The sequence below is a fragment of the Exiguobacterium sp. UBA3491 genome (genome assembly GCF_002377745.1).
Classification (GTDB): Bacteria; Bacillota; Bacilli; order Exiguobacteriales; family Exiguobacteriaceae; genus Exiguobacterium_A.
The window spans coordinates 65,309-85,593 of sequence record NZ_DFQK01000030.1 but is presented as its reverse complement, the minus strand read 5'-3'; the positions used below and the strand labels follow the sequence as shown (position 1 = coordinate 85,593).

Below are 20,285 nucleotides of genomic sequence, written 5' to 3'. Positions count from 1 at the left end.
GCATGCATATCACCTGTGAAATGGAGATTGATCTCCTCCATCGGCAGGACTTGGCTATAGCCACCACCACACGCACCACCTTTTAATCCCATCGTCGGACCAAGTGAGGGTTCCCGTAAACAAATCATCGTCTTATGGTTTGCTCGGTGTAGTGCTTGTCCGAGTCCGACAGTGACGGTTGATTTCCCTTCACCGGCAGCCGTTGGATTGATAGCAGTGACAAGAATCAGTTTGCCGTCAGATTTCGTTCCCAACCGGTTCAGCAGCCCGTCTGTCAACTTCGCTTTATACTTTCCGTACGTATCAAAATCTTCTTCTTGCAAACCAATCCGATCCGCGATTTCTCGAATCGGGCGTAAGACAGTTTGTTGTGCGATTTCTAAGTCAGAACAAATGGTCTTTTCCATGGTATCGACTCCCTCTTTGATTGGATCTCTCTTTTTTTAATAGTAGCCTATCTAGTGCGAACGCGCCAAAAGAAAACGTTCAATATTTTCCACCCAATGGGTCAAATGGTGACGTGTTCAAGTGTAAGTGAAAGACGTACTGTAGAGTGGAGGAGGGATGAAACAATGACATCTGGACAAAAGAAGTGGAAACGCGGTCTTGATTTTTGGCTCTTCGTCGGACCGGTCTTTCTTGTATTCGCAGTGATCGTGCTTGTACCGTTTTTCAATGGCGTCATGTATTCGTTCACGGACTGGAATGGTGTAACGGGAGAATTAAATTGGATCGGCTTTGATAACTATGTCCGTCTCTTTACGAGTGACGAGCAGTTTCAGCAGTCATTTTGGTTGACTACGAAATATACGGTCGTCGCCGTCGTCTTAACGAATGTCGTCGGTTTCATCTTGGCGTTCTTATTGACACAAAATATTCGCACACGTAATTTTTTACGGACAATATTCTTTATGCCGAACTTGATCGGTGGATTGATTCTCGGATTCGTCTGGCAGTTCATCTACGTCAAAGGCTTTGCATCAATCGGTGAATTGACAGGGTGGAGCATATTTGAACTTCCATGGTTAGGAGATGCCCGAACAGGGTTCTGGGGTATCGTCATCGTTTCAATTTGGCAAGGTGGCGGTTACATCATGGTCATCTATATCGCGGCTCTACAAAACGTTCCTCAAGAGCTGATTGAAGCAGCAAAAATCGATGGGGCCAATCGTCTATCGACGTTACGGAACATTACGTTGCCACTGATTATGCCGTCCGTCACCATTTGTCTGTTCTTAACGATTTCGTGGTCCTTCAAGTTATTCGATACGAACTTGTCACTAACGAATGGTGGACCCTTCAAATCGACCGAAATGCTTGCTTTAAACATTTACAAGGAATCGTTTACGAATAATAATCTTGGACTCGGTTCAGCGAAAGCAATCATCTTCTTCGTTGTTGTTGCGGCGATTACAGTCACTCAAGTCTATCTGACGAAAAAACGGGAGGTGGAAGCATGAGTACGGCACAACCGTTACCTACTCCGCAAGAGGAGAAACCAAAGCGCTCTAAAAAGGCGAGAGGTCGTTATTCACTCCGTCTTGGAACAGTCGAACTAGCAGCCTTATTGATGGGGCTTCTGTATATGATTCCGTTTTATTACGTCGTCTCGAATTCATTCAAGACGCAGGGAGATATCTTTACGAACACATCGGGTCTACCAAAGGAATGGATGACTTCCAACTATTCAGAAGCATGGGAAGCCATGAACTTCGGAAAAGTCTTTTTAAACTCCGTCATCATTACAGTCGGTGCTAATGCGGTCATCATCATCTTTTGTTCGATGGCAGCCTGGAAGCTTGTCCGTACGAAAACACGTTTGTCGACGATCATCTTCTTCTTGTTCGTTGCCGCGATGATCATTCCATTCCAATCAATCATGATTCCTTTATCGAAACTGTCTGGGGATCTTGGATTACAGAATAGTTATTGGGGACTGATTTTGATGTACCTTGGTTTTGGTTCTGGACTATCGATCTTCCTGTATCATGGTTTCATGAAGTCGATTCCTGAAGAAATCGAGGAGGCAGCAATCATTGATGGTTGTTCACAATGGGGTGTGTTCTGGCGCATCGTCTTCCCATTGCTCAAGCCGATTACAGTGACGATCATCATCTTGAACACGCTGTGGATTTGGAACGATTTCTTATTACCCTCGCTCATGTTACGAGATGTCGATTTACGGACGATTCCTCTCGCGACGTTTTACTTCTTCGGACAGTATACAAAACAATGGGACTTGGCTCTTGCCGGACTCGTGCTTGGGATCATTCCGTTGTTGCTATTCTTCTTCGCCCTGCAAAAACAGATCATTCAAGGGATTACAAGTGGATCAATCAAATAATTTTTGTAAGCGCGTTCTCGATTCTAGGAGAACGCTTTTTTTATGTTTCATGCATCAGATTAATCTGATAACTTTTATTTTTTTGAAAAAAAGGCTTTTCAAATACTTGCGACCTGTTGTACGATGTTCTCAATTCAATTGTAACAACGACGTTGAAGGGAAGAGTAACACCTTGTACGACCGTATAGCGAGCTGGGGATGGTGAGAGCCCAGTCGGAAGCAAGATGCGAAGAACCTCCCGGAGTCGCTACCCGAACCCGAATGTCAGTAGGCGTAGCCGGAGTTGCCTGTCCGTTATCATATGGCCGAAGATGAAGTGATTCGTCTTTTGAGTGAGCAACATCGTTGCTAACATGGGTGGTACCGCGGAACCGAGTCTTTCGTCCCATATTCTTGGGAAAGAAGGGCTCTTTTTTATGGCTTCTTTTTCAAAACACAATTGAGGAGGAACATCACCATGACAACACTCGTATCGATGAAACACACACAGGAAGCAATCACACTCGTAAAGAAACGCTTTGAGGAACGCTTTTCGACGACACTCGGATTAACACGTGTTGAAGCACCATTGTTCGTAGAGAGCACACTCGGCGTCAACGACCATCTCAACGGCGTAGAGCGCATCATCCGCTTTGATGCACTAGATCACACGACAGATCTTGAAATCGTCCAATCCCTTGCGAAATGGAAACGTCAAGCGCTTCACACATACGGATTCGAAGCTGGAGAAGGATTATACACATTAATGCATGCGATTCGTCGTGATGAGATACTTGATGCGACACATTCCATCCACGTCGACCAGTGGGATTGGGAACGGGTCATTACGAAAGAACAACGGACGAGTGCCTATCTAAAAGAAACGGTACAAGCGATTTATGCAACGATTCGCCAAGTCGAGCAAGAAGTGGAAGCAGAGTATGGCATTTCAGCGATCTTACCGGAAACGATTCATTTCATGACAACACAAGAACTAGAGGATGCCTATCCAACGCTTTCAACAAAAGAACGTGAAACAGAGGTCACGAAGGCATACGGTGCTGTTTTCTTGATGCAGATTGGTGGCGCGCTTGCTTCGGGAGAGAAGCATGATGGTCGAGCGGCAGATTACGACGATTGGACACTCAACGGTGACATCTTAGTACATCACCCAGAAATCGGAGCATTTGAATTGTCTTCAATGGGAATTCGTGTTGACCGTGAAGCGCTATTAAAACAGACGTCCATCGCTCAAGAAGAGGATAAATTGGCTTTCCCGTTCCATCAAGGTGTGCTCGAAGAGCGTCTGCCGTTAACGATGGGTGGAGGGATTGGTCAATCACGTATGGCGATGTTCTTATTGAAGAAACGTCATATCGGCGAAGTCCAAGCTTCTGTCTGGTCGGAAGAGACTCGTAAAAGTCTTCAAGCTGAAGGTATTCACTTGCTCTAACATATATATAGTAAGAAAGCGTCAAAACAGGATGTTTTATAAAGTAAAGGGCATGCTTCGATTCAGAAGCGTGTTCTTTTTTTAGGTTCGTAAGACCTCAGGCGGAGGAAAGACGTGTCGATTCCTGATAGAATGGGGATAACAATAAATAAGAAAGAGGTGAAGACATGTCTTCTTTATTGATCGTAGGATTACTCATCCCTGTATTATTCCTCGTATTCCTTTGGTTCAACATTAAAGGATTACGGACGATGTGGCGGGATTATAAACAGACAGGCTCAATCGTTGCACTCGGTTTCTTCATTGTCGGGATTATCGGAATCTTCACAGGCGTCTGGACGACGTTAGTCGTCATCATTTATTATCTCCTCCGTCCAGCGAGAGGATGAACGGAGGGTTACTCGTATGTTGGAATGGTTGTTTTCAGCCGGAGAATCCAATCTCTGGCTGTTTTTAGGAATTATGATCGTTGGTCTTGGAACAGAATTGATTCCGGCAGAAGTGGGCTTACCGTTGCTCGGTCTATATGTGTCGAACGGAACGGTCAGCTGGACAGCTGCTGTTCTGGTCGGTTTTTTAGGAAGTCTGATGGGCGCGACGGTCTTTTATCTTCTAGGTCGTTATGCAGGTCGTCCGATACTTATCCGGTACGGCAAATGGTTACTGATTAAAGAAAAAGAAATTGAGCAAGGGGAGCGCATCGTCGGGAAATACGGAACATGGTCTGCTTTGTTCGGCCGCTTTTTCCCCGTCGTGCGCTCGGTCGTCTCGATTCCATGTGGTTTGTTTGGTCTTTCGTTCAAACGCTATCTACTCGCTTCAAGTATTGGACTTTTTCCGGTTTCCTTCTTTTACATCTGGGTCGGTGAACGATTCGGAGTAGAACGTGCCGAATCCATGCTAAAAGGATTAGAGCAGGAGTTATGGTGGATCTTAGGTGGAATCGTCGTGATTCTTGGTGGATACGTTCTCTACCGTCGTGCTAAAGCGAAGCGTAAAGAACAGAAGCAAGACACACAAACGAAACAACAAGATTCATGAATATGTAAAAAAACAACGCAGTGGATCTTCAGGATCCACTGCGTTGTTTCATGAACAGATCAAGCGGGAGGAAACAGGAATCGCTTCAGTGTCTTGATCCGATGTTTTGGGGTAAGGAGTAGTAACTGATCATTGCCTTCTAGGGCAGTGTCCCCACGTGGTGTAATGATTTGATCATCACGGATGATGGCTGTGATCAAAAATTCCTGAGGCAAATCAATCTCTGAGATCGTCTTTCCAATGAATGGATGGGACATCGGTAACGTCAATTCAATGATTTCTGCGTTCGGTTTACCGATCGACATGAACTCAATGACCGTATGGATAGCAGAAGTCTGTGTCTCGTTGAGACGTAACCGTTCGGAAAGGAATGTCAACATGCTCCCTTGAATCAGTGTCGATAGTAGAACTGTAAAGAACACGATATTGAAAATCATCGATGCATTCTCGATGTCGGCAACGAGTGGGTATGTCGCAAGAATGATCGGTACCGCTCCTTTTAGACCAGCAAAAGAAATAAAGACCTTCTCTTGCCACGAATAACGAAACGGCAATAAGCTAATCCAAACGGACAGCGGTCGAGCAATGAAAATCAAAATCAACGCAAGGGCAACGGAAGACAGGATAACCCGGATATCGAGCAATTGTTTCGGGAAGACGAGCAACCCGAGAACAATGAACATTCCGATTTGAGCTAGGTGTGCCATACTCATCGTAAAGCGGACGAGCGTCTGACGGTAGACGAGTTCATGATTACTGATATAGATTGCTGTCACATAAACGGCGAGAAATCCACTAGCATGAAATGTATCAGCTAACCCGAAAGACAAGAAAGCAAACGACATGAGTAAAATCGGATAAAAGCTCGAGGAAGATAAGTCAATCCGATTGATCAAGGTTGAAGCTGTCCATCCAATGAATAGACCGATTAAAAGCCCCATCGACATTTCCCAAACGAGTGAACCGAGTCCCATCAAGAGTGATGCTTCTTCAGGATTCGTCACGAATTCAAGGAATAAGACGGTCAAAAAGACAGCCATGGGGTCATTCGTTCCAGATTCAACTTCGAGTGTTGACCCTACCTTACGTCGGATCGGTTGTCCACTTAAGACAGAAAAGATGGCAGCAGCATCCGTCGATCCTACGATTGCGCCAAGTAAAAAGGCATTCGCCCAACTGAAGCCAAGAATGTAATGGGAGGCAACTGCAACGATGGAAGTAGCAATGAAGACTCCGAACGTTGCAAGAGAAAGCGAAGGTGCGAGCTCGTGTCGCACTTCTTTCCACGCTGTTTGCAGACCACCTTCAAACAGAATGATGATCAGAGCGACAGTTCCAAGAAGCTGGGCAAGTTCCGCATCGTCAAAACGAATGAAACCCGTAATATCACTTCCGGCAATCATACCAAGAGCGATAAAAATCAATAGAGCAGGAATATTCAGACGACTTGATAACTTCGTCGTCCACACAGCGGCGAACAATAGTATACCAATCAATAAAATCGTGAATTGTAAGGACATGGCATCAAGCTCCTATTCAATAAAGAATCTTCTAGTTTCATGATACAACAATCCCGATGAAAAGACTCGGATAACGATTGTTCAATATTTTCCACCACACCGGACAACTTTCTCTCTCTTCATTGCAAGCGTTTTCATTTATTGTGAAGGTGTAGCACGTAAATGAAACGAAATCAGGGAGGGAATCCGAATGCGTAAAAGAAGATGGGCAGCATTACCCGTCGTCACAACGGCGATGGTCGTCGCTTTGGCAGCATGTGGTGGCGGTACATTGAATAGCGATGACTCGAAAGATAGTGGTTCAAAAGATGGTAAGACGCTCAACGTATTCCAATTCAAGGCTGAAATCGCAAAAGACATGGAAAAAATGGCAAAAGCGTATGAGAAGGAGACGGGGACGAAAGTCGTCGTACAAACAGTTGGTGGTGGATCGGATTATGGTGCTGCCTTGAAGTCGCAGTTTGCCTCTGGGAATGAACCGGATGTCTTTAACAACGGTGGCTTTACGGAAGCAAAAACATGGCAGGATAAATTAGAAGATTTGTCAGACGAAAAATGGGTCGGTGATCTAACGGACCTATCAAAAGAGCCGATGACGATTGATGGAAAGTTATACGGCATGCCGATGAACCTTGAAGGATACGGCTTCATCTACAACAAAGATATCTTCAAAAAAGCAGGCATCACAGAGCTTCCAAAAACATTAACGGAATTAACGGATGCATCTAAAAAGTTGAAAGCAGATGGTGTGACGCCGTTTTCGATCGGATATGGAGAGTGGTGGATTCTTGGAAACCACCTAATGAACATTCCGGTCGCACAGCAGGATGATCCAGATCAGTTCATCGCGGACTTGAATGCTGGAAAAGCTAAATTCGAAGATAACAAACAGTTCAAGGAATTCATGAATCTGTTTGATTTGACGATTAAGTACGGGAATAAAAATCCGTTAACGACGGATTACAACACACAAGTTTCTCAGTTCGCTGAAGGTAAGACAGCGATGATTCAACAAGGGAACTGGGCACAGCAATTGATCACAGATGTGAATCCGGATATCAATATGGGCTTCATCCCGATGCCAATCAATGACGATAAAGAAAAAATGGATCGTCTCCCTGTTGGCGTACCAAATAACTGGGTCGTCAATAAAAACTCGAAGAATAAAGCAGAAGCGAAAAAATTCCTCGAGTGGATGGCGACATCTGATACAGGAAAAGACTACATGGTCAACAAATTCAAGTTTATTCCGGCCTTCAAATCAATCGAAGCAAAAGATTTAGGACCGCTTGCGGATGATATCCAAGCGTACTCGAAAGCTGATAAAACGATCTCATGGAACTGGTTCAAGTATCCGGATGGTGCAGTAAACGAGTTTGGTGCGATCATGCAGGCATACGTCGGTAAGCAAAAAACAGCTGACGAGATGCTACAAGATTTCACGAAAACATGGGACAAAATGAAGAAATAAGAAGTGATTCAAAAAAACATGCTTGTTCCGATCAACTGACGGAACAGGCATGTTTTTTATTATAGGAAAAATAATTGGATGAAGAAGAGAAGCGCAAATACATAGATGAGTGGATGGACGCGCTCTTTTTGGATGGCTTTCATGATCGGATAAACGATGAAGCCGAATGCGATACCGGTTGCGATGCTACCGGATAACGGCATGATCAAGATGACAAGGAAAGCTGTGAAAGCTTCACTGAAATCATCCCATGGAATCTGTTTGATGTTTTGAATCATAAAGGCACCGACTAGAATCAACGCGGGTGCGGTAATCGCGGGAACACTTGAAATCGATTGAACGAACGGTCCAAAGATGGCAGATAATGCGAAGAGTATCCCGACCGTCACGGACGTAAGTCCAGTCCGACCACCCGCAGCAACACCTGCTGCAGATTCTACATAAGCAGTTGTTGGACTTGTTCCGAACAAGGAACCGGCAACCATCGCAGTCGAATCAGATAATAGTGCGCGTTCACTATTTTTCAATGATCCATCTTCTTCAATCAATCCAGCTTGTTCACCGACAGCGACCATCGTACCTGTCGTGTCAAACATCGTTACGAGCACGAAGGAGAGGACGCCGCTGAATAGCCCGTACTGAAATACGTCCTGAATGGCGTTGAACGGATTAGTGATGATCAATCCTTCCGGTAACGTTGGTAACGCGACGAAGGAATCTGAGAACTTTAATTCACCTGTCAAAAATGCGATCACACCAGAAAGGATCATGGCGTAAAGGATAGCTCCTGGTACCCGTTTGATCGTCAAGATCGCAGCAACTAATAACCCGATGAGTGTGATCAGCGCTTCTGGTGACGTCAAGGCACCAATCGTGACCAGTGTATCTTCACTACCAATGAGAATTCCTGACATCTTGAGACCAAGTGAAGCGATGAAGAGACCGATTCCACCCGTGATGGCAAGCTTTAAGGTCATCGGAATGATTTCGATCAGTTTCGTACGGATCGGCGAGAGTGACAACAATAAGAAGATGACACCAGCGACGAACACGACTGAAAGTGCTGTTTGATATGGAATTTTTTCACCGACGACAAGTGTATATGTGAAGTACGCGTTGAGTCCCATTCCGGGTGCGACTGCGATCGGTAGATTCGCATAGAACCCCATTAAAAGTGTACCGATCAATGTAGCGATGATCGTCGCAGAAAAAGCTTGGGCTTGAGGGATACCGGCATCTGCTAAAATCGTCGGATTGACGAGCAAAATGTATGCCATCGTAATAAACGTTACAAATCCGGCTTGGATTTCACGTTTTACGGTTGTTTGGTGTGCGGCAAGTTTAAACATGGATAAAAGAACCACCTTCATAACAAATTGATTAAAAGACGAACATTGATGATATTATAGTAAAATTCATTCGGAATCAAGTCGAAAGAAAAAATAATTTATTATTGCAATCCTGAAAGAGAATATCAGGAAATGATGTAAGCGAATTCAAGGTTATGATACGATTGATTACAAGAAAAAGGATGGGGGCGCCTTTTATGAAAAGTATCCGGACACGTTTGATTCGTCTCGTTGTCTTAGCGATCTTAATTCCGACAGCCCTCGCGACTTCGATTTCCTATCTTTATGTACGACACCAGAACATCGAACAGGCAGAACATTCTAGCCTGAACGTGTTGACTCGGGGAAATACACAGGTGACTCATTATATAGAGGATATTCGACGTCTATCAACGAGTTTATATGCGAATCGCTCGTTGATGAACATCATGCGTGTCGGAGCGGATCAGGAACTAGACGAATCCGATGGAGTCGTCTCGCGGGCGATGTTAGGTCTATTTTTATCCCGACAGGATATTGAGCAGTTACATTTCGTCATCTTGAATGGCTATTCGGAGTATTCGGTTTACAATATGAAAACGACGAGTCGGGGAACATTTGATTGGATGCAAGAAACGGATTATTTTCGATTAATGAAACAAAAAAACAGTTGGTTGATTGACGGAGCTCACCCGATCGAACCGTACAATGTGCATACGATGATTCTCGATGAGAAACAAGTCGTCAGTTTTCGTTATCGGATTGATCGTGTCGAGACGGATGAGCCGCTTGGGTTCCTCTCAGTCGATATTCCGGTTCGGGTATTTGAACAGCAATTAAAATTGTTCGAGAATGATCCGGATGAGTCGCTGTGGCTGATGACCGATCAACGTGTTCTGGCACAGACTGGAGCAAAGATGGACCTACCTACCGACCAATTCACTGGACAGAGTGGAAGTCTACGTGTCGGAAAATCGTTCATCGTCTACTCGAAAACGATGACGAACGGAATCCCGTTGACACTGATCAAACGGATTCCTTATGAATCCGTCATCCAAGGGGCAAACGAGACGGCATTGATTCTCGTACTGATTGGTCTCGCTTCTCTTATCGTCATGATTATTGCCGCGAGTCTGGTTGCCATGCAAATCACGAAACCGATTAAACAGTTGACGGCAAACGTCTGGCGAGTCGAACAGGGTGATTTATCGGCACCGTTCGTTGCCACGACGAATGACGAGATTGGATTACTCAATCGTCAGTTCCAACGCATGATTCAACGGATCGATCGTTTGATTAAACGGGAATATCGATTGGCGCTCGAAAATCGGACGAATGAGCTTCGAGCCTTACAATCTCAACTCAATCCTCACTTTTTATTCAACGCCTTGCAATCGATCGGAACGACGACGTTACAAGGGGACCGGAAGATCGCGTACCGCTCCATCACCGGATTATCGCAAATGATGCGTTACTCGATGAACAATGAACAAACGATCGTAACGTTAAAACAAGAAGTCGATCATCTTCAAGCATACATCCGTCTGCAACAGCAACGTTTTCCTGAGCGATTCCGTTATATCGTCGACGTCCCTTGGCACCTCAATGACATTGAAGTACCAAAGATGATCTTACAACCGTTTGCTGAAAACTATTTCAAACACGGCTTCCGTCAACAATTAGCGGCGACAGAAAACTATCTTGCCTACAAAGTACGGACGGATGGTGGACGTCTCATCATTCAAATCGAGAATAGCGGTGCCGTCCTTGAAACAGGACGACTTGAAGAAATTGATCGAAAAATGCGTATGCATCGTAGTCCAGAGGATCTCGAGACGAGCGGGATCGGTCTCCACAATATCTACGAACGTCTCTTGATATTTTACGGGGGGGAAGCAAGTATGACCCTCTCTTCTCCAGTGACGGAGGGAGGATTTAAAATCGTGATTCGGATTCCATATGAAAAGGGGGATTTGGCATGAACGTATTGATCGTAGATGATGAACGACATGTACGAGAAGCGGTCAAACTGCTCGGAGAATGGGACAGATGGCGTGTTTCAAACCTATACGAGGCGGAACATGGGGAAGAGGCAAAACGTTTACTGGATACCGGAACGATCGATTTAATGCTGACCGACGTCGAAATGCCTGGACTGGACGGATTAACGTTACTGGAATGGACAAAAAATCATCATCCAAAGGTCGTCACGATCGTGCTGACAGGGTATGATGATTATACGTATATGCGGCGTGCCATTTTGCATCAATCCTTTGATTATTTATTGAAGCCAGTTGATCCAGATGTACTCAATGATGCCTTGTCCCGCGCGATGGAATGTATCCATCCGGTAGTGGAATCAGGGGAAGCGATTGATCAAATCGCAAAATACATCGAAACGCATTATGCGGAAGAATTGACACTACAATTCATGAGCGAACGGTTTTACTTGAGCCGAGAGTATATATCACGGCGCTTCAAACAGCGTTTTTCTGTTAACTTATCTGATTACATTCAAACAATTCGTTTGAATCGGGCGAAGGAATTGTTGAGCGAGACGGAAGCGCGTATTTATGAAATTGCGCTTGAAGTCGGATATCAGGACGATAAGTATTTTCGGAAAGTGTTCAAAAAACAATTCGGTGTCACACCGAACGAGTTTCGTGAATTGTTGTCGATTTAAACGACTATCGAGGAGGAATCGTACATGAGTGTACACATTAACGCAGCTGAAGGACAAATCGCCGAAACGGTCTTACTTCCAGGAGATCCGTTACGGGCTAAATACATCGCCGAAACGTTTTTAGAGGATGTTGTTCTCTACAATGAAGTTCGAGGAATGTATGGTTTTACAGGTACTTATAAGGGTAAAAAAGTTTCTGTTCAAGGAACAGGTATGGGTGTACCATCGATGTCAATCTATGCGAACGAACTCGTTCAGTCGTATGGTGCGAAAAACTTGATTCGTGTCGGTACTGCTGGTGGCATTACTCCAGACGTTAAAGTCCGCGATGTCGTTATCGCAATGAGTGCTTCACATGACATGGCACAAAACCGCGCTCGTTTTAACGGATTAGACTACGCACCGACAGCGTCTTTTGATCTATTGCATAAAGCCTATACAGCCGCAAAAGAACAAGGCATCGATGCAAAAGTCGGTCAAATCTTCACGACGGATCAGTTCTATCAAGATGATTTTCATCATTTCAAAAAATGGGCAGATTTCGGATGCCTCGCAATCGAGATGGAAGCAGCAGGACTGTATACGCTCGCTGCGAAACATAAGGTAAATGCATTGACGATTTTGACGATTTCGGATCATCTGTTGACAGGTGAAGAAACGACATCGGAAGAGCGTCAAACGACATTCAACGACATGATGAAAGTCGCGCTCGAGACAGCGATTCAATTATAAAGAGCAAGACGGAGAATCCTCTCCGTCTTTTTTCATATCGAAAAAGAGATATGGTAAGATGAAGGCAGTGTTATAGACCAGTCAAAGGAGAGATTCTCGGATGGAAACAACGATGACAGAGACAGTTCTTTCAGAACGCTTGCAAATACAACGGCACTTTTTCCGGACAGGGGCAACACGCAGTCTAGCCTTCCGCTTAAGTATGTTAACGTTCTTACGCCAAGCAATCGAAACACATGAAGCGGCGATTTATGAGGCATTAAAACAAGATCTCAATAAAGGACAGCATGATGCGTTCACGACGGAAATCGGATTCGTTTACGGAGAGATTCAACGGATGGAGAGACAACTCCGTCGACTGGCAAGACCAAAACGTGTCGCAACACCGCTTCTGCATATCGGGTCGAAAAGTGAAATCCAATACGAACCTTATGGTAATGTGCTTGTGATTGCACCATGGAACTATCCCTTCCAGCTCGCACTTGCTCCTGTCATTGGTGCGATTGCAGCCGGGAATACGGTCGTCCTTAAACCATCCGAGTTGACACCGAATGTCTCTCGCGTATTACGAGAAGTCTTTGAAACGGCGTTCCATGAACGATTCGGAATCGTCATAGAAGGGGATGCTGAAGTCAGCAGTGCCTTATTAAACGAGCGTTTTGACTATATCTTCTTTACGGGTTCCACACGCGTCGGAAAAATCGTACATCAGGCTGCGGCGAAGCACCTGACGCCTGTCACGCTTGAACTAGGTGGAAAATCTCCGACGATCGTGCACAAGGATGCAGACCTTCGTCTAGCAGCGAAGCGGATCGCATGGGGAAAATGGTTGAATGCGGGACAGACATGTATCGCTCCGGATTATGTATTGATTCATGAAGACGTCAAAGAACGCTTCTTACAACTGATAGAAGAAGAAGCCTTCAAACAGTACGGAAACGGCGTAGGCGTCTCTTCATACGTTAAAATCGTATCGGACGATCATTTGAATCGTTTAAGAAATTATTTAACGCAAGGAACGATCGAATTCGGTGGACAAGTGGATCCGGAAACACGCAAGATGGCGCCGACCGTCATGACTGGTGTAGTAACGGATGCTCCATTGATGCAAGACGAAATCTTCGGACCGATCCTACCGGTGTTAACATACCGTGAAATCGAAGAAGTTATTACATTCGTCAATGATCGTGATAAGCCGCTTGCGCTTTATCTATTCACAGAGAATAAAGCCATCGAGCATCGCGTCCTTGAGCGAATTTCGTTTGGTGGTGGATGCGTCAATGACACATTGATGCATGTCGCACAGCACCACTTACCATTTGGTGGAGTCGGAGCGAGTGGAATGGGTGGATATCATGGCAAATATAGTTTCGAGACGTTCAGTCATCGGAAAGGAATCGTCAAAAATACGACGGCATTTGATTTACCGTTCCGCTACATGCGAACAAATAGCAATTCCAAATGGATGCGCTTTTTGTTATGATGAGCTGTGATTAATTGACTTAAGAAGGAGCTCTTCACTTGAAAGATCAAGTTAAACAGTGGATGAAACGAACAGGCTTGATTGAACGCGGTCTTCGTACCGTCATGAGAGTCTTTACATGGTTGCCACAAAAACGTAAGCGAATTCTTTTCGAGAGTTTTCTCGGAAAACAATATAGTGACAGTCCGCGTGCCATTTACGAATTGATGCGCGCGATGCATCCGGAGTGTGAGTTGATTTTCAGCAAGCAACGAGGTGTTGCATTTCCACCAAATGTCAAGACAGTAGATCGGTTGACGTTCCGCTGGATTTATTTACTTGCGACGTCACGGGTCTGGGTATCAAACAGTCGGTTACCGAGTTGGTTGATCAAACCGGAAAAAACGTTTTATCTCCAAACTTGGCACGGCACACCGCTCAAGAAACTAGCGCTTGATATGGATGATGTCCAAATGGCGAATACGACAACCGAACGATATAAACAAGGATTTAAGCAGGAAGCAGCAAAATGGTCTAGCTTAGTTTCACCCAATGCCTATTCCAGTTCAATATTTAGAAGGGCATTTGCATTTGAAGGTGAGATGCTAGAAATTGGGTATCCTCGAAATGATATATTTTATCAAGAGGCGCGACATGCTAAAATCAAAGAAGCAGTATATCGCCACTATGATATTGATCATTCAAAAAAAGTCTTGTTGTATGCACCGACTTGGCGAGATAATGCATTCGAAGGTCAAGGGAAATATTCATTTGAGCTACCTTTTTCGCTAAATGAATTTGAAAAGCGATTTGGGGATGAATACGTTCTGCTTGTCCGAATGCACTATTTAGTCGGAAGTCGTCTCGACGTCACTGCTTATCCATCCGTCCGAAATACATCGGACTACCCGGATATCGCGGAGCTCTATCTGGCATCGGACGCCTTGATCACGGATTATTCTTCTGTCATGTTTGATTTTGCGCACTTATCTCGTCCGATTTTATTCTATACGTATGATTTAGAACATTATCGAGATCAATTGCGTGGGTTTTACTTCGATTTTGAGCAGGAGGCACCGGGACCATTGTTGTCGACTGAAACAGCACTGTTTGAAGAGCTGGACCAGTTAGATAATTGGCATACACGGTATGCGTCAGCATTTCGAGCGTTCCAAGAGACGTATTGTCAATGGGATGATGGACAGGCTTCAGAACGGGCGATGAAGACGATCATAAAGAGAATTCACGGATAAAAGGGAGAGCAGAATCATGAAGAAGGTTATTACGTACGGAACATTTGATTTATTACACTGGGGTCATATCAACATCTTAAAACGCGCAAAAGCAATGGGAGATTATCTTATCGTTGCGATTTCAACGGACGAATTCAATCGTTTGAAACATAAGCAGTCCTACCATAATTTCGAGAATCGGAAGATGATTCTTGAAGCTATCCGTTATGTGGATGAAGTCATTCCGGAAAACAGCTGGGATCAAAAAGTAGAAGATGTGAAGAAGCATAACGTCGACCTCTTCGTCATGGGTGATGATTGGAAAGGCGAGTTTGATTTCTTAAAAGAGCATTGTGAGGTCGTTTACCTTAGCCGAACTGAGGGTATTTCTACGAGTCAGATTAAAACGGAATTAGCTTCGAAGTGATTGAAGAGGAGACCACACGACGACGTGCGGTCTTTCTTCGTAGAAGGGCAGGATGAAAGTGGTTAGAGAAGGAATCGTATGGGTCTATTTATTGTTGTTTCGTATTTGTTATGGTGTCTTTCGGTGGTTACCGCTTCGACCCGTCACTTTATTTTGGATGACATATGGGGATAACGCAAAACCTGTTAATGATCGCTTGGCGCAGGAATTGCCAAATGAGAAACGGTATCTGGTATACGATCATCATTTCATGAAGCAGCCGGATCTGTGGAAGTCAGATCGGACTCTTCGCTTTCGTCGTTTACGATTCGTTCGGTTGGCATATTTGCTTGCGACCTCCCGGACGGTCTTCGTCGATAATTATGTCGCAGAATTTAGTGTCGCAACAACGCGACGAGGAACACGACGTATCCAGCTATGGCATGCGGCAGGAACATTAAAGCAGTTTGGACTGACCTCCTCCAAAAGTCTGTTCGTATCAGAACGGGTACGAAATCGTTTTCGACGTGTCTATCAGGAATATGGTGATTTCATCGTGCCGGGGATGCGTTGTGCGACACAATTCATGGCACCGCATGATTTAAAACGATCTCATTTTAAACCGTTCGGCATGCCGCGGACGGATTATTGGTATGATGAGGTTCAGCGGGAACATCGGGCACTTGATTTAAAAGAACGTTATGTAAAACCCGACCGCCGGATTCTATTGTATGCCCCGACTTACCGCGAATATAAAGGAACGGAAGATCACACGATTCAACAGTTCGAACGACTTGCTCAAGCGGGATGGACGATTCTTGTTAAGTTACATCCGACGATCCGAGCGCTTTCGACCTATCGTTCCGCCCATATACATCTTGTGGATGACACGTATCAGATTAATGATTATTTGCTCATCACGGATGTTCTGGTGACCGACTATTCGTCGATTCCATTTGAAAGCTGTCTTCTTGAGATTCCAACGTTCTTATACACACCGGACATCGACACATATCGACAACTACCAGGACTTGTCGATCAGTATCCGAAACCATTACCGGTGCGACAGACGGAGCAGATGGCGCAATTGATGGAGTGGATCGTGTCTGACGCGATACTTGAAGAGTGCCGTCAGCACATGCAGGAATTCCAAACAAGTTGGTATGATCACCCACCAGGTCAAGCAGTTGAACGAATCGTTCATCATTATTACGGAACAGGTATGTGATACTATATCTGACGATTGCTTTAGTTTTAGAAAGCGGTCGTCAGATACTTTTTTAAAATTAATGTGAAACATTGAACAAAGTTTGACAATCTTTTGAAAATCCATTCTTTTGAACTGTGATGTTCTATACTAAAAGCAGAAGAAAAGGAGAGGAGAAATGGATATGCTGACTTGTGGAACGACTGAAGCGAATACGTTCATCTTATCACCTGAGACAAGAACGTTACTAGAAAGCTTCATGACGGAAACGACGTTCAAAAAGGATTCCATCGTCTGTTGGGAAGGGGAAATGAACGACAAGTTGTTTTATGTGAAACAAGGAGGCGTCAAACTATCGAAGTTGACGAAAAAAGGCAGTCCATTACTCATGTTCTTATATTTCAAAGGGGATCTATTTGGTGAATTTGATGTAGGAGAAGCTTTTCCGAGTTCATACAGTATCGAGACGATGGAGGATAGTATCATCGGTTTCCTCACAAAAGAAAAATTAGAGGAACTCATGAGAAAGGATGGTACTTTTGCGCTTGAGATCATGCGGTGGCAAGCATTGATGCGGAAACAGACGGAGACTAAATTGCGCGACTTGCTATTGTTCGGAAAACCGGGCGCGTTAGCTTCGACGTTACTTCGTCTCATCGCGATGGAAGGGGAACAAGTAGGAGAAACCTACCGTCTTGCAAAACGTCCATCCGATGGGGAGTTTGGTCAATTGATTGGCGCACCGCGTGAAACGGTCAACCGGATGTTCTCCCAGTGGAAAAAAGAAGGTGTCATTTCGATGACGCCAAAAGAAATCATCATTCATGATGCACAATATCTGCGTGATCTGTGTCATTGTGAAGGATGCCCAGCAGGTGTTTGTCGAATTTAATAGATAGTGTACAAACAATTCAAACGTGAAGCAGAATTTTCTGTCTCGTGTATGGATTGTTTTTTTTGTAGATGAGTCGTGCCTCCTTCTCTTGTTCAGATGTGAACTTTCTGTGTGTTTTTAGAAAGAAAAGTGCGGATTCTTCACATTTGAAGTGATATATATCACAGTTTTCAAACTTGCTGAATTCTTACAATAAAGACAAGTTCAAAGCAGGAGAGGAGTAATCACCATGGACCAAAAATCAGAATCAAACCTCAAAGGAACATTTATTGCCGTCCTGATCGTAGCAGGTATCATCATTGGGATGTGGAGCTCAATCTTTCTATTATTCTTATCACGGTAAGGGGGAGTCACAATGCATATTCATCGTCTAGAAAAAATCTGGCTGATTTTTGGAGCAGTGATGCTTGGCGTCTTTTTAACCATCATCGGCGTATCCGCTTTTGCATCCGGAAATCAACCGCCATCCGATGCAACATTGATTGATCCGACGAAAGTTGATCAAACGAAACCATTCGACAAGCCAGGACTAAAAAAAATCGATGACGACCGATACGAAGCGATCATCGTCGCACAAGCGTTCCAATTCACACCAAAAGATATGGTCATTCCCAAAGGGGCAACGGTTGATTTTTTGGTGACATCAAAAGATGTCGTCCATGGCTTTGAAATTGTCAAGACGAATGTCAATATGATGGTCGTTCCTGGTCATATCAATTCCATTGAATATACATTCAAGGAAGCTGGCGAGTATTTGGTCGTCTGTAATGAATACTGTGGATCGGGTCATCATATGATGGCAACCAAAATCAAGGTGGTGGAATAAGATGAATGCCATTTCAAAAAAATTAAGACAGTTCGAGATGGAGCGTGGTCTGCCTGCTACCGTCATCGGAATTAAGGAAGCGAAGCTCGCTTTCGCACATGTTAGTTTTTCACTCGTTGCCTTATTGATTGGTGGTTTATGTGGATTGTTGCAAACGATGGTGCGGACAGGTGTCATTCCAGAAATTGCTGGAGTCGGCTACTATGAGCTTCTCACTGCCCACGGGTTAATGCTTGCGATCGTCTTTACGACATTATTCATATTTGGATTACTGTTTTCATTTTTAGGTCAATCCTTTGGACGGTTCGAAGACTTTCCTCGACGTCTCGGGTGGGTTGGATTCTGGTTCATGATCCTTGGTGTCATCCTCGTCACATGGATGGTACTTGCAGGAGAAGCTTCCGTCCTCTATACATTCTATGCACCACTCAAGGCACATCCAGTATTTTATATTGGACTCGTCATCTTCGTCGTCGGAACGTGGATTGCTTCTGGTGCCATGTTCCGTATGTATGCTGATTATAAACGGGAACACCCTGGCGTTCATCCACCACTTCAAGCATACATGAGTATTATGACTGCCTTATTATGGGTGGTTGCGACACTCGGAGTAGCAGCGACGATTCTCTTTCAGCTCCTTCCCTTATCCCTTGGTTGGACGGATAAGGTCGGAATCGAGCTATCCCGGACGCTATTTTGGTACTTTGGTCATCCACTCGTCTATTTCTGGTTGTTACCTGCCTACATCGTCTGGTATACAGTCATCCCGAAAATCGTTGGTGGAAAGGTTTTTTCTGACGCGTTAGCACGTATGTCATTTTTATTGTTCCTCCTCTTTTCGTTCCCGGTTGGTTTTCACCATCAATTGTTAGAGCCGGGGATTTCTGCTTTTTGGAAGTATGTCCAAGTCGTTTTGACGTTCCTCGTCATCATTCCATCATTGATGACAGCCTTCTCGATGTTTGCGACTTTTGAGTTGGCGGGTCGTCGGAAAGGGGCGACCGGGGTATTTGGTTGGGTGAAAAAAATGCCGTATCGCGATGTCCGGTTCCTTGCACCGTTCATCGGGATGTTGTTCTTCATTCCTGCAGGTGCAGGTGGTGTCATCAACGCATCGCATCAGCTGAACATCATCGTTCACAATACGTTATGGGTCACAGGACACTTTCATATCACGGTCGGTGCTGCTGTCGCACTGACGTTCTTCGGAACAGCCTATTGGCTTGTCCCGCTCTTACGTGGTCGAACGTTAACAGCGGCAATGAATCGTCTTGGGCTTATTCAAACGGCTGCCTGGACGATCGGAATGCTCTTCATGTCGACAGCAATGCATATCTCAGGTCTACTCGGTAATCCACGACGGACGGGTCCTGCCGCCTACTTCAAAGATTCGATCGTCGCTGACTGGATTCCATATCATGTCGCCATGGCAATTGGTGGGACGATTTTATTCATCTCGATTCTATTGTTCTTGTATGCGATGTTCCAACTTGCATTTCGTACACCAAAAGGAACGGAAGAATTTCCGATTGCTGAAACGGAAGAAGAGGCGATGGCAACGCCACTCTTCTTTGAAAATTGGAAGCTATGGATTTTTGTAACGTTCGCTTTGATTGCGTTTGCGTACACAGTACCGATTTGGCATATGATTGAAAACGCCCCTCCAGGCGCTCCGGGATGGAAGCTTTGGTAATCGTTTCGTACAA

The 20,285-nt window shown here is 44.7% G+C and carries 20 protein-coding genes and 1 other annotated feature; of the genes, 17 read left to right on the top strand and 3 right to left on the bottom strand.

The window, feature by feature from the left end:
* A partial coding sequence (locus B4F99_RS11680) for a formate--tetrahydrofolate ligase (RefSeq protein ID WP_290758082.1) occupies window positions 1-407 on the bottom strand: 407 nt, incomplete at its 3' end.
* A gap of 165 nt (window positions 408-572) precedes the next feature.
* Here B4F99_RS11680 and B4F99_RS11675 point away from each other — a divergent pair.
* The 5 genes from B4F99_RS11675 (at window position 573) to B4F99_RS11655 (ending at window position 4,817) form a co-directional block, all read left to right on the top strand.
* Window positions 573-1,460: a carbohydrate ABC transporter permease gene (locus B4F99_RS11675; RefSeq protein ID WP_052019165.1), complete on the top strand. Its 888-nt coding sequence runs from the start codon at window positions 573-575 to the stop codon at window positions 1,458-1,460.
* Window positions 1,457-2,344: a carbohydrate ABC transporter permease gene (locus B4F99_RS11670; RefSeq protein ID WP_035412579.1), complete on the top strand. Its 888-nt coding sequence runs from the start codon at window positions 1,457-1,459 to the stop codon at window positions 2,342-2,344. The genes B4F99_RS11675 and B4F99_RS11670 overlap by 4 nt, the downstream gene beginning before the upstream one ends.
* Window positions 2,345-2,487: 143 nt before the next feature.
* Window positions 2,488-2,735: a binding site (T-box leader), on the top strand.
* Window positions 2,736-2,801: 66 nt separating this feature from the next.
* Window positions 2,802-3,776, top strand: coding sequence for an aspartate--ammonia ligase (gene asnA / locus B4F99_RS11665; RefSeq protein WP_035412582.1), 975 nt, complete (start codon window positions 2,802-2,804; stop codon window positions 3,774-3,776).
* Between the two features lie 167 nt (window positions 3,777-3,943).
* The gene (locus B4F99_RS11660) at window positions 3,944-4,165 is read left to right on the top strand and encodes a hypothetical protein (protein ID WP_058703665.1); all 222 of its coding nucleotides are present in this window, start codon (window positions 3,944-3,946) and stop codon (window positions 4,163-4,165) included.
* Between the two features lie 16 nt (window positions 4,166-4,181).
* Window positions 4,182-4,817 (top strand): DedA family protein, encoded by a 636-nt coding sequence (locus B4F99_RS11655; protein WP_149426856.1) that lies wholly within the window; start codon window positions 4,182-4,184, stop codon window positions 4,815-4,817.
* A 59-nt stretch (window positions 4,818-4,876) separates the two neighbouring features.
* On the opposite strand, the gene B4F99_RS11650 is transcribed toward B4F99_RS11655, so the two are convergent.
* Window positions 4,877-6,337 (bottom strand): potassium/proton antiporter, encoded by a 1,461-nt coding sequence (locus B4F99_RS11650; RefSeq protein WP_290758079.1) that lies wholly within the window; start codon window positions 6,335-6,337, stop codon window positions 4,877-4,879.
* A 190-nt stretch (window positions 6,338-6,527) separates the two neighbouring features.
* Between B4F99_RS11650 and B4F99_RS11645 the strand changes: the two genes are divergently transcribed.
* On the top strand, window positions 6,528-7,808 hold the full coding sequence (locus B4F99_RS11645) for an ABC transporter substrate-binding protein (RefSeq protein ID WP_056063563.1): 1,281 nt from the start codon (window positions 6,528-6,530) through the stop codon (window positions 7,806-7,808).
* A gap of 59 nt (window positions 7,809-7,867) precedes the next feature.
* Here B4F99_RS11645 and B4F99_RS11640 read toward each other — a convergent pair whose 3' ends face one another.
* Window positions 7,868-9,157, bottom strand: a complete 1,290-nt coding sequence (locus tag B4F99_RS11640; RefSeq protein WP_035412593.1) for an NCS2 family permease — start codon at window positions 9,155-9,157, stop codon at window positions 7,868-7,870.
* Window positions 9,158-9,354: 197 nt separating this feature from the next.
* On the opposite strand from B4F99_RS11640, the gene B4F99_RS11635 reads away from it, so the two are divergent.
* From B4F99_RS11635 to B4F99_RS11585, 11 genes are all read left to right on the top strand, one after another.
* Window positions 9,355-11,118 carry a sensor histidine kinase gene (locus B4F99_RS11635; protein WP_290758074.1) on the top strand — a complete coding sequence of 588 codons (1,764 nt, stop codon included), beginning with the start codon at window positions 9,355-9,357 and terminating at the stop codon, window positions 11,116-11,118.
* Entirely contained in the window at window positions 11,115-11,819 is a 705-nt protein-coding gene (locus tag B4F99_RS11630; RefSeq protein ID WP_035412600.1) for a response regulator transcription factor, read from the top strand. Before B4F99_RS11635 ends, B4F99_RS11630 begins: the two co-directional genes overlap by 4 nt.
* A gap of 24 nt (window positions 11,820-11,843) precedes the next feature.
* Window positions 11,844-12,551, top strand: a complete 708-nt coding sequence (gene deoD / locus B4F99_RS11625; RefSeq protein WP_035412602.1) for a purine-nucleoside phosphorylase — start codon at window positions 11,844-11,846, stop codon at window positions 12,549-12,551.
* A gap of 100 nt (window positions 12,552-12,651) precedes the next feature.
* Window positions 12,652-14,034, top strand: coding sequence for an aldehyde dehydrogenase (locus tag B4F99_RS11620; RefSeq protein WP_290758070.1), 1,383 nt, complete (start codon window positions 12,652-12,654; stop codon window positions 14,032-14,034).
* Between the two features lie 62 nt (window positions 14,035-14,096).
* Window positions 14,097-15,266, top strand: coding sequence for a CDP-glycerol glycerophosphotransferase family protein (locus B4F99_RS11615; RefSeq protein ID WP_290758222.1), 1,170 nt, complete (start codon window positions 14,097-14,099; stop codon window positions 15,264-15,266).
* Window positions 15,267-15,282: 16 nt separating this feature from the next.
* Entirely contained in the window at window positions 15,283-15,672 is a 390-nt protein-coding gene (gene tagD, locus B4F99_RS11610; RefSeq protein ID WP_035412608.1) for a glycerol-3-phosphate cytidylyltransferase, read from the top strand.
* A 52-nt stretch (window positions 15,673-15,724) separates the two neighbouring features.
* The gene (locus B4F99_RS11605) at window positions 15,725-16,879 is read left to right on the top strand and encodes a CDP-glycerol glycerophosphotransferase family protein (protein ID WP_214856466.1); all 1,155 of its coding nucleotides are present in this window, start codon (window positions 15,725-15,727) and stop codon (window positions 16,877-16,879) included.
* A gap of 163 nt (window positions 16,880-17,042) precedes the next feature.
* Window positions 17,043-17,750, top strand: coding sequence for a Crp/Fnr family transcriptional regulator (locus B4F99_RS11600; RefSeq protein WP_214856467.1), 708 nt, complete (start codon window positions 17,043-17,045; stop codon window positions 17,748-17,750).
* Between the two features lie 232 nt (window positions 17,751-17,982).
* The gene (locus tag B4F99_RS11595; RefSeq protein ID WP_155960209.1) at window positions 17,983-18,096 is read left to right on the top strand and encodes a cytochrome C oxidase subunit II; all 114 of its coding nucleotides are present in this window, start codon (window positions 17,983-17,985) and stop codon (window positions 18,094-18,096) included.
* A 12-nt stretch (window positions 18,097-18,108) separates the two neighbouring features.
* Window positions 18,109-18,579: a cytochrome c oxidase subunit II gene (locus B4F99_RS11590; protein WP_035412613.1), complete on the top strand. Its 471-nt coding sequence runs from the start codon at window positions 18,109-18,111 to the stop codon at window positions 18,577-18,579.
* 1 nt (window position 18,580) lies between these two features.
* Window positions 18,581-20,272 (top strand): b(o/a)3-type cytochrome-c oxidase subunit 1, encoded by a 1,692-nt coding sequence (locus B4F99_RS11585; protein ID WP_251137987.1) that lies wholly within the window; start codon window positions 18,581-18,583, stop codon window positions 20,270-20,272.
* The last annotated feature ends 13 nt before the right edge of the window (window positions 20,273-20,285 follow it).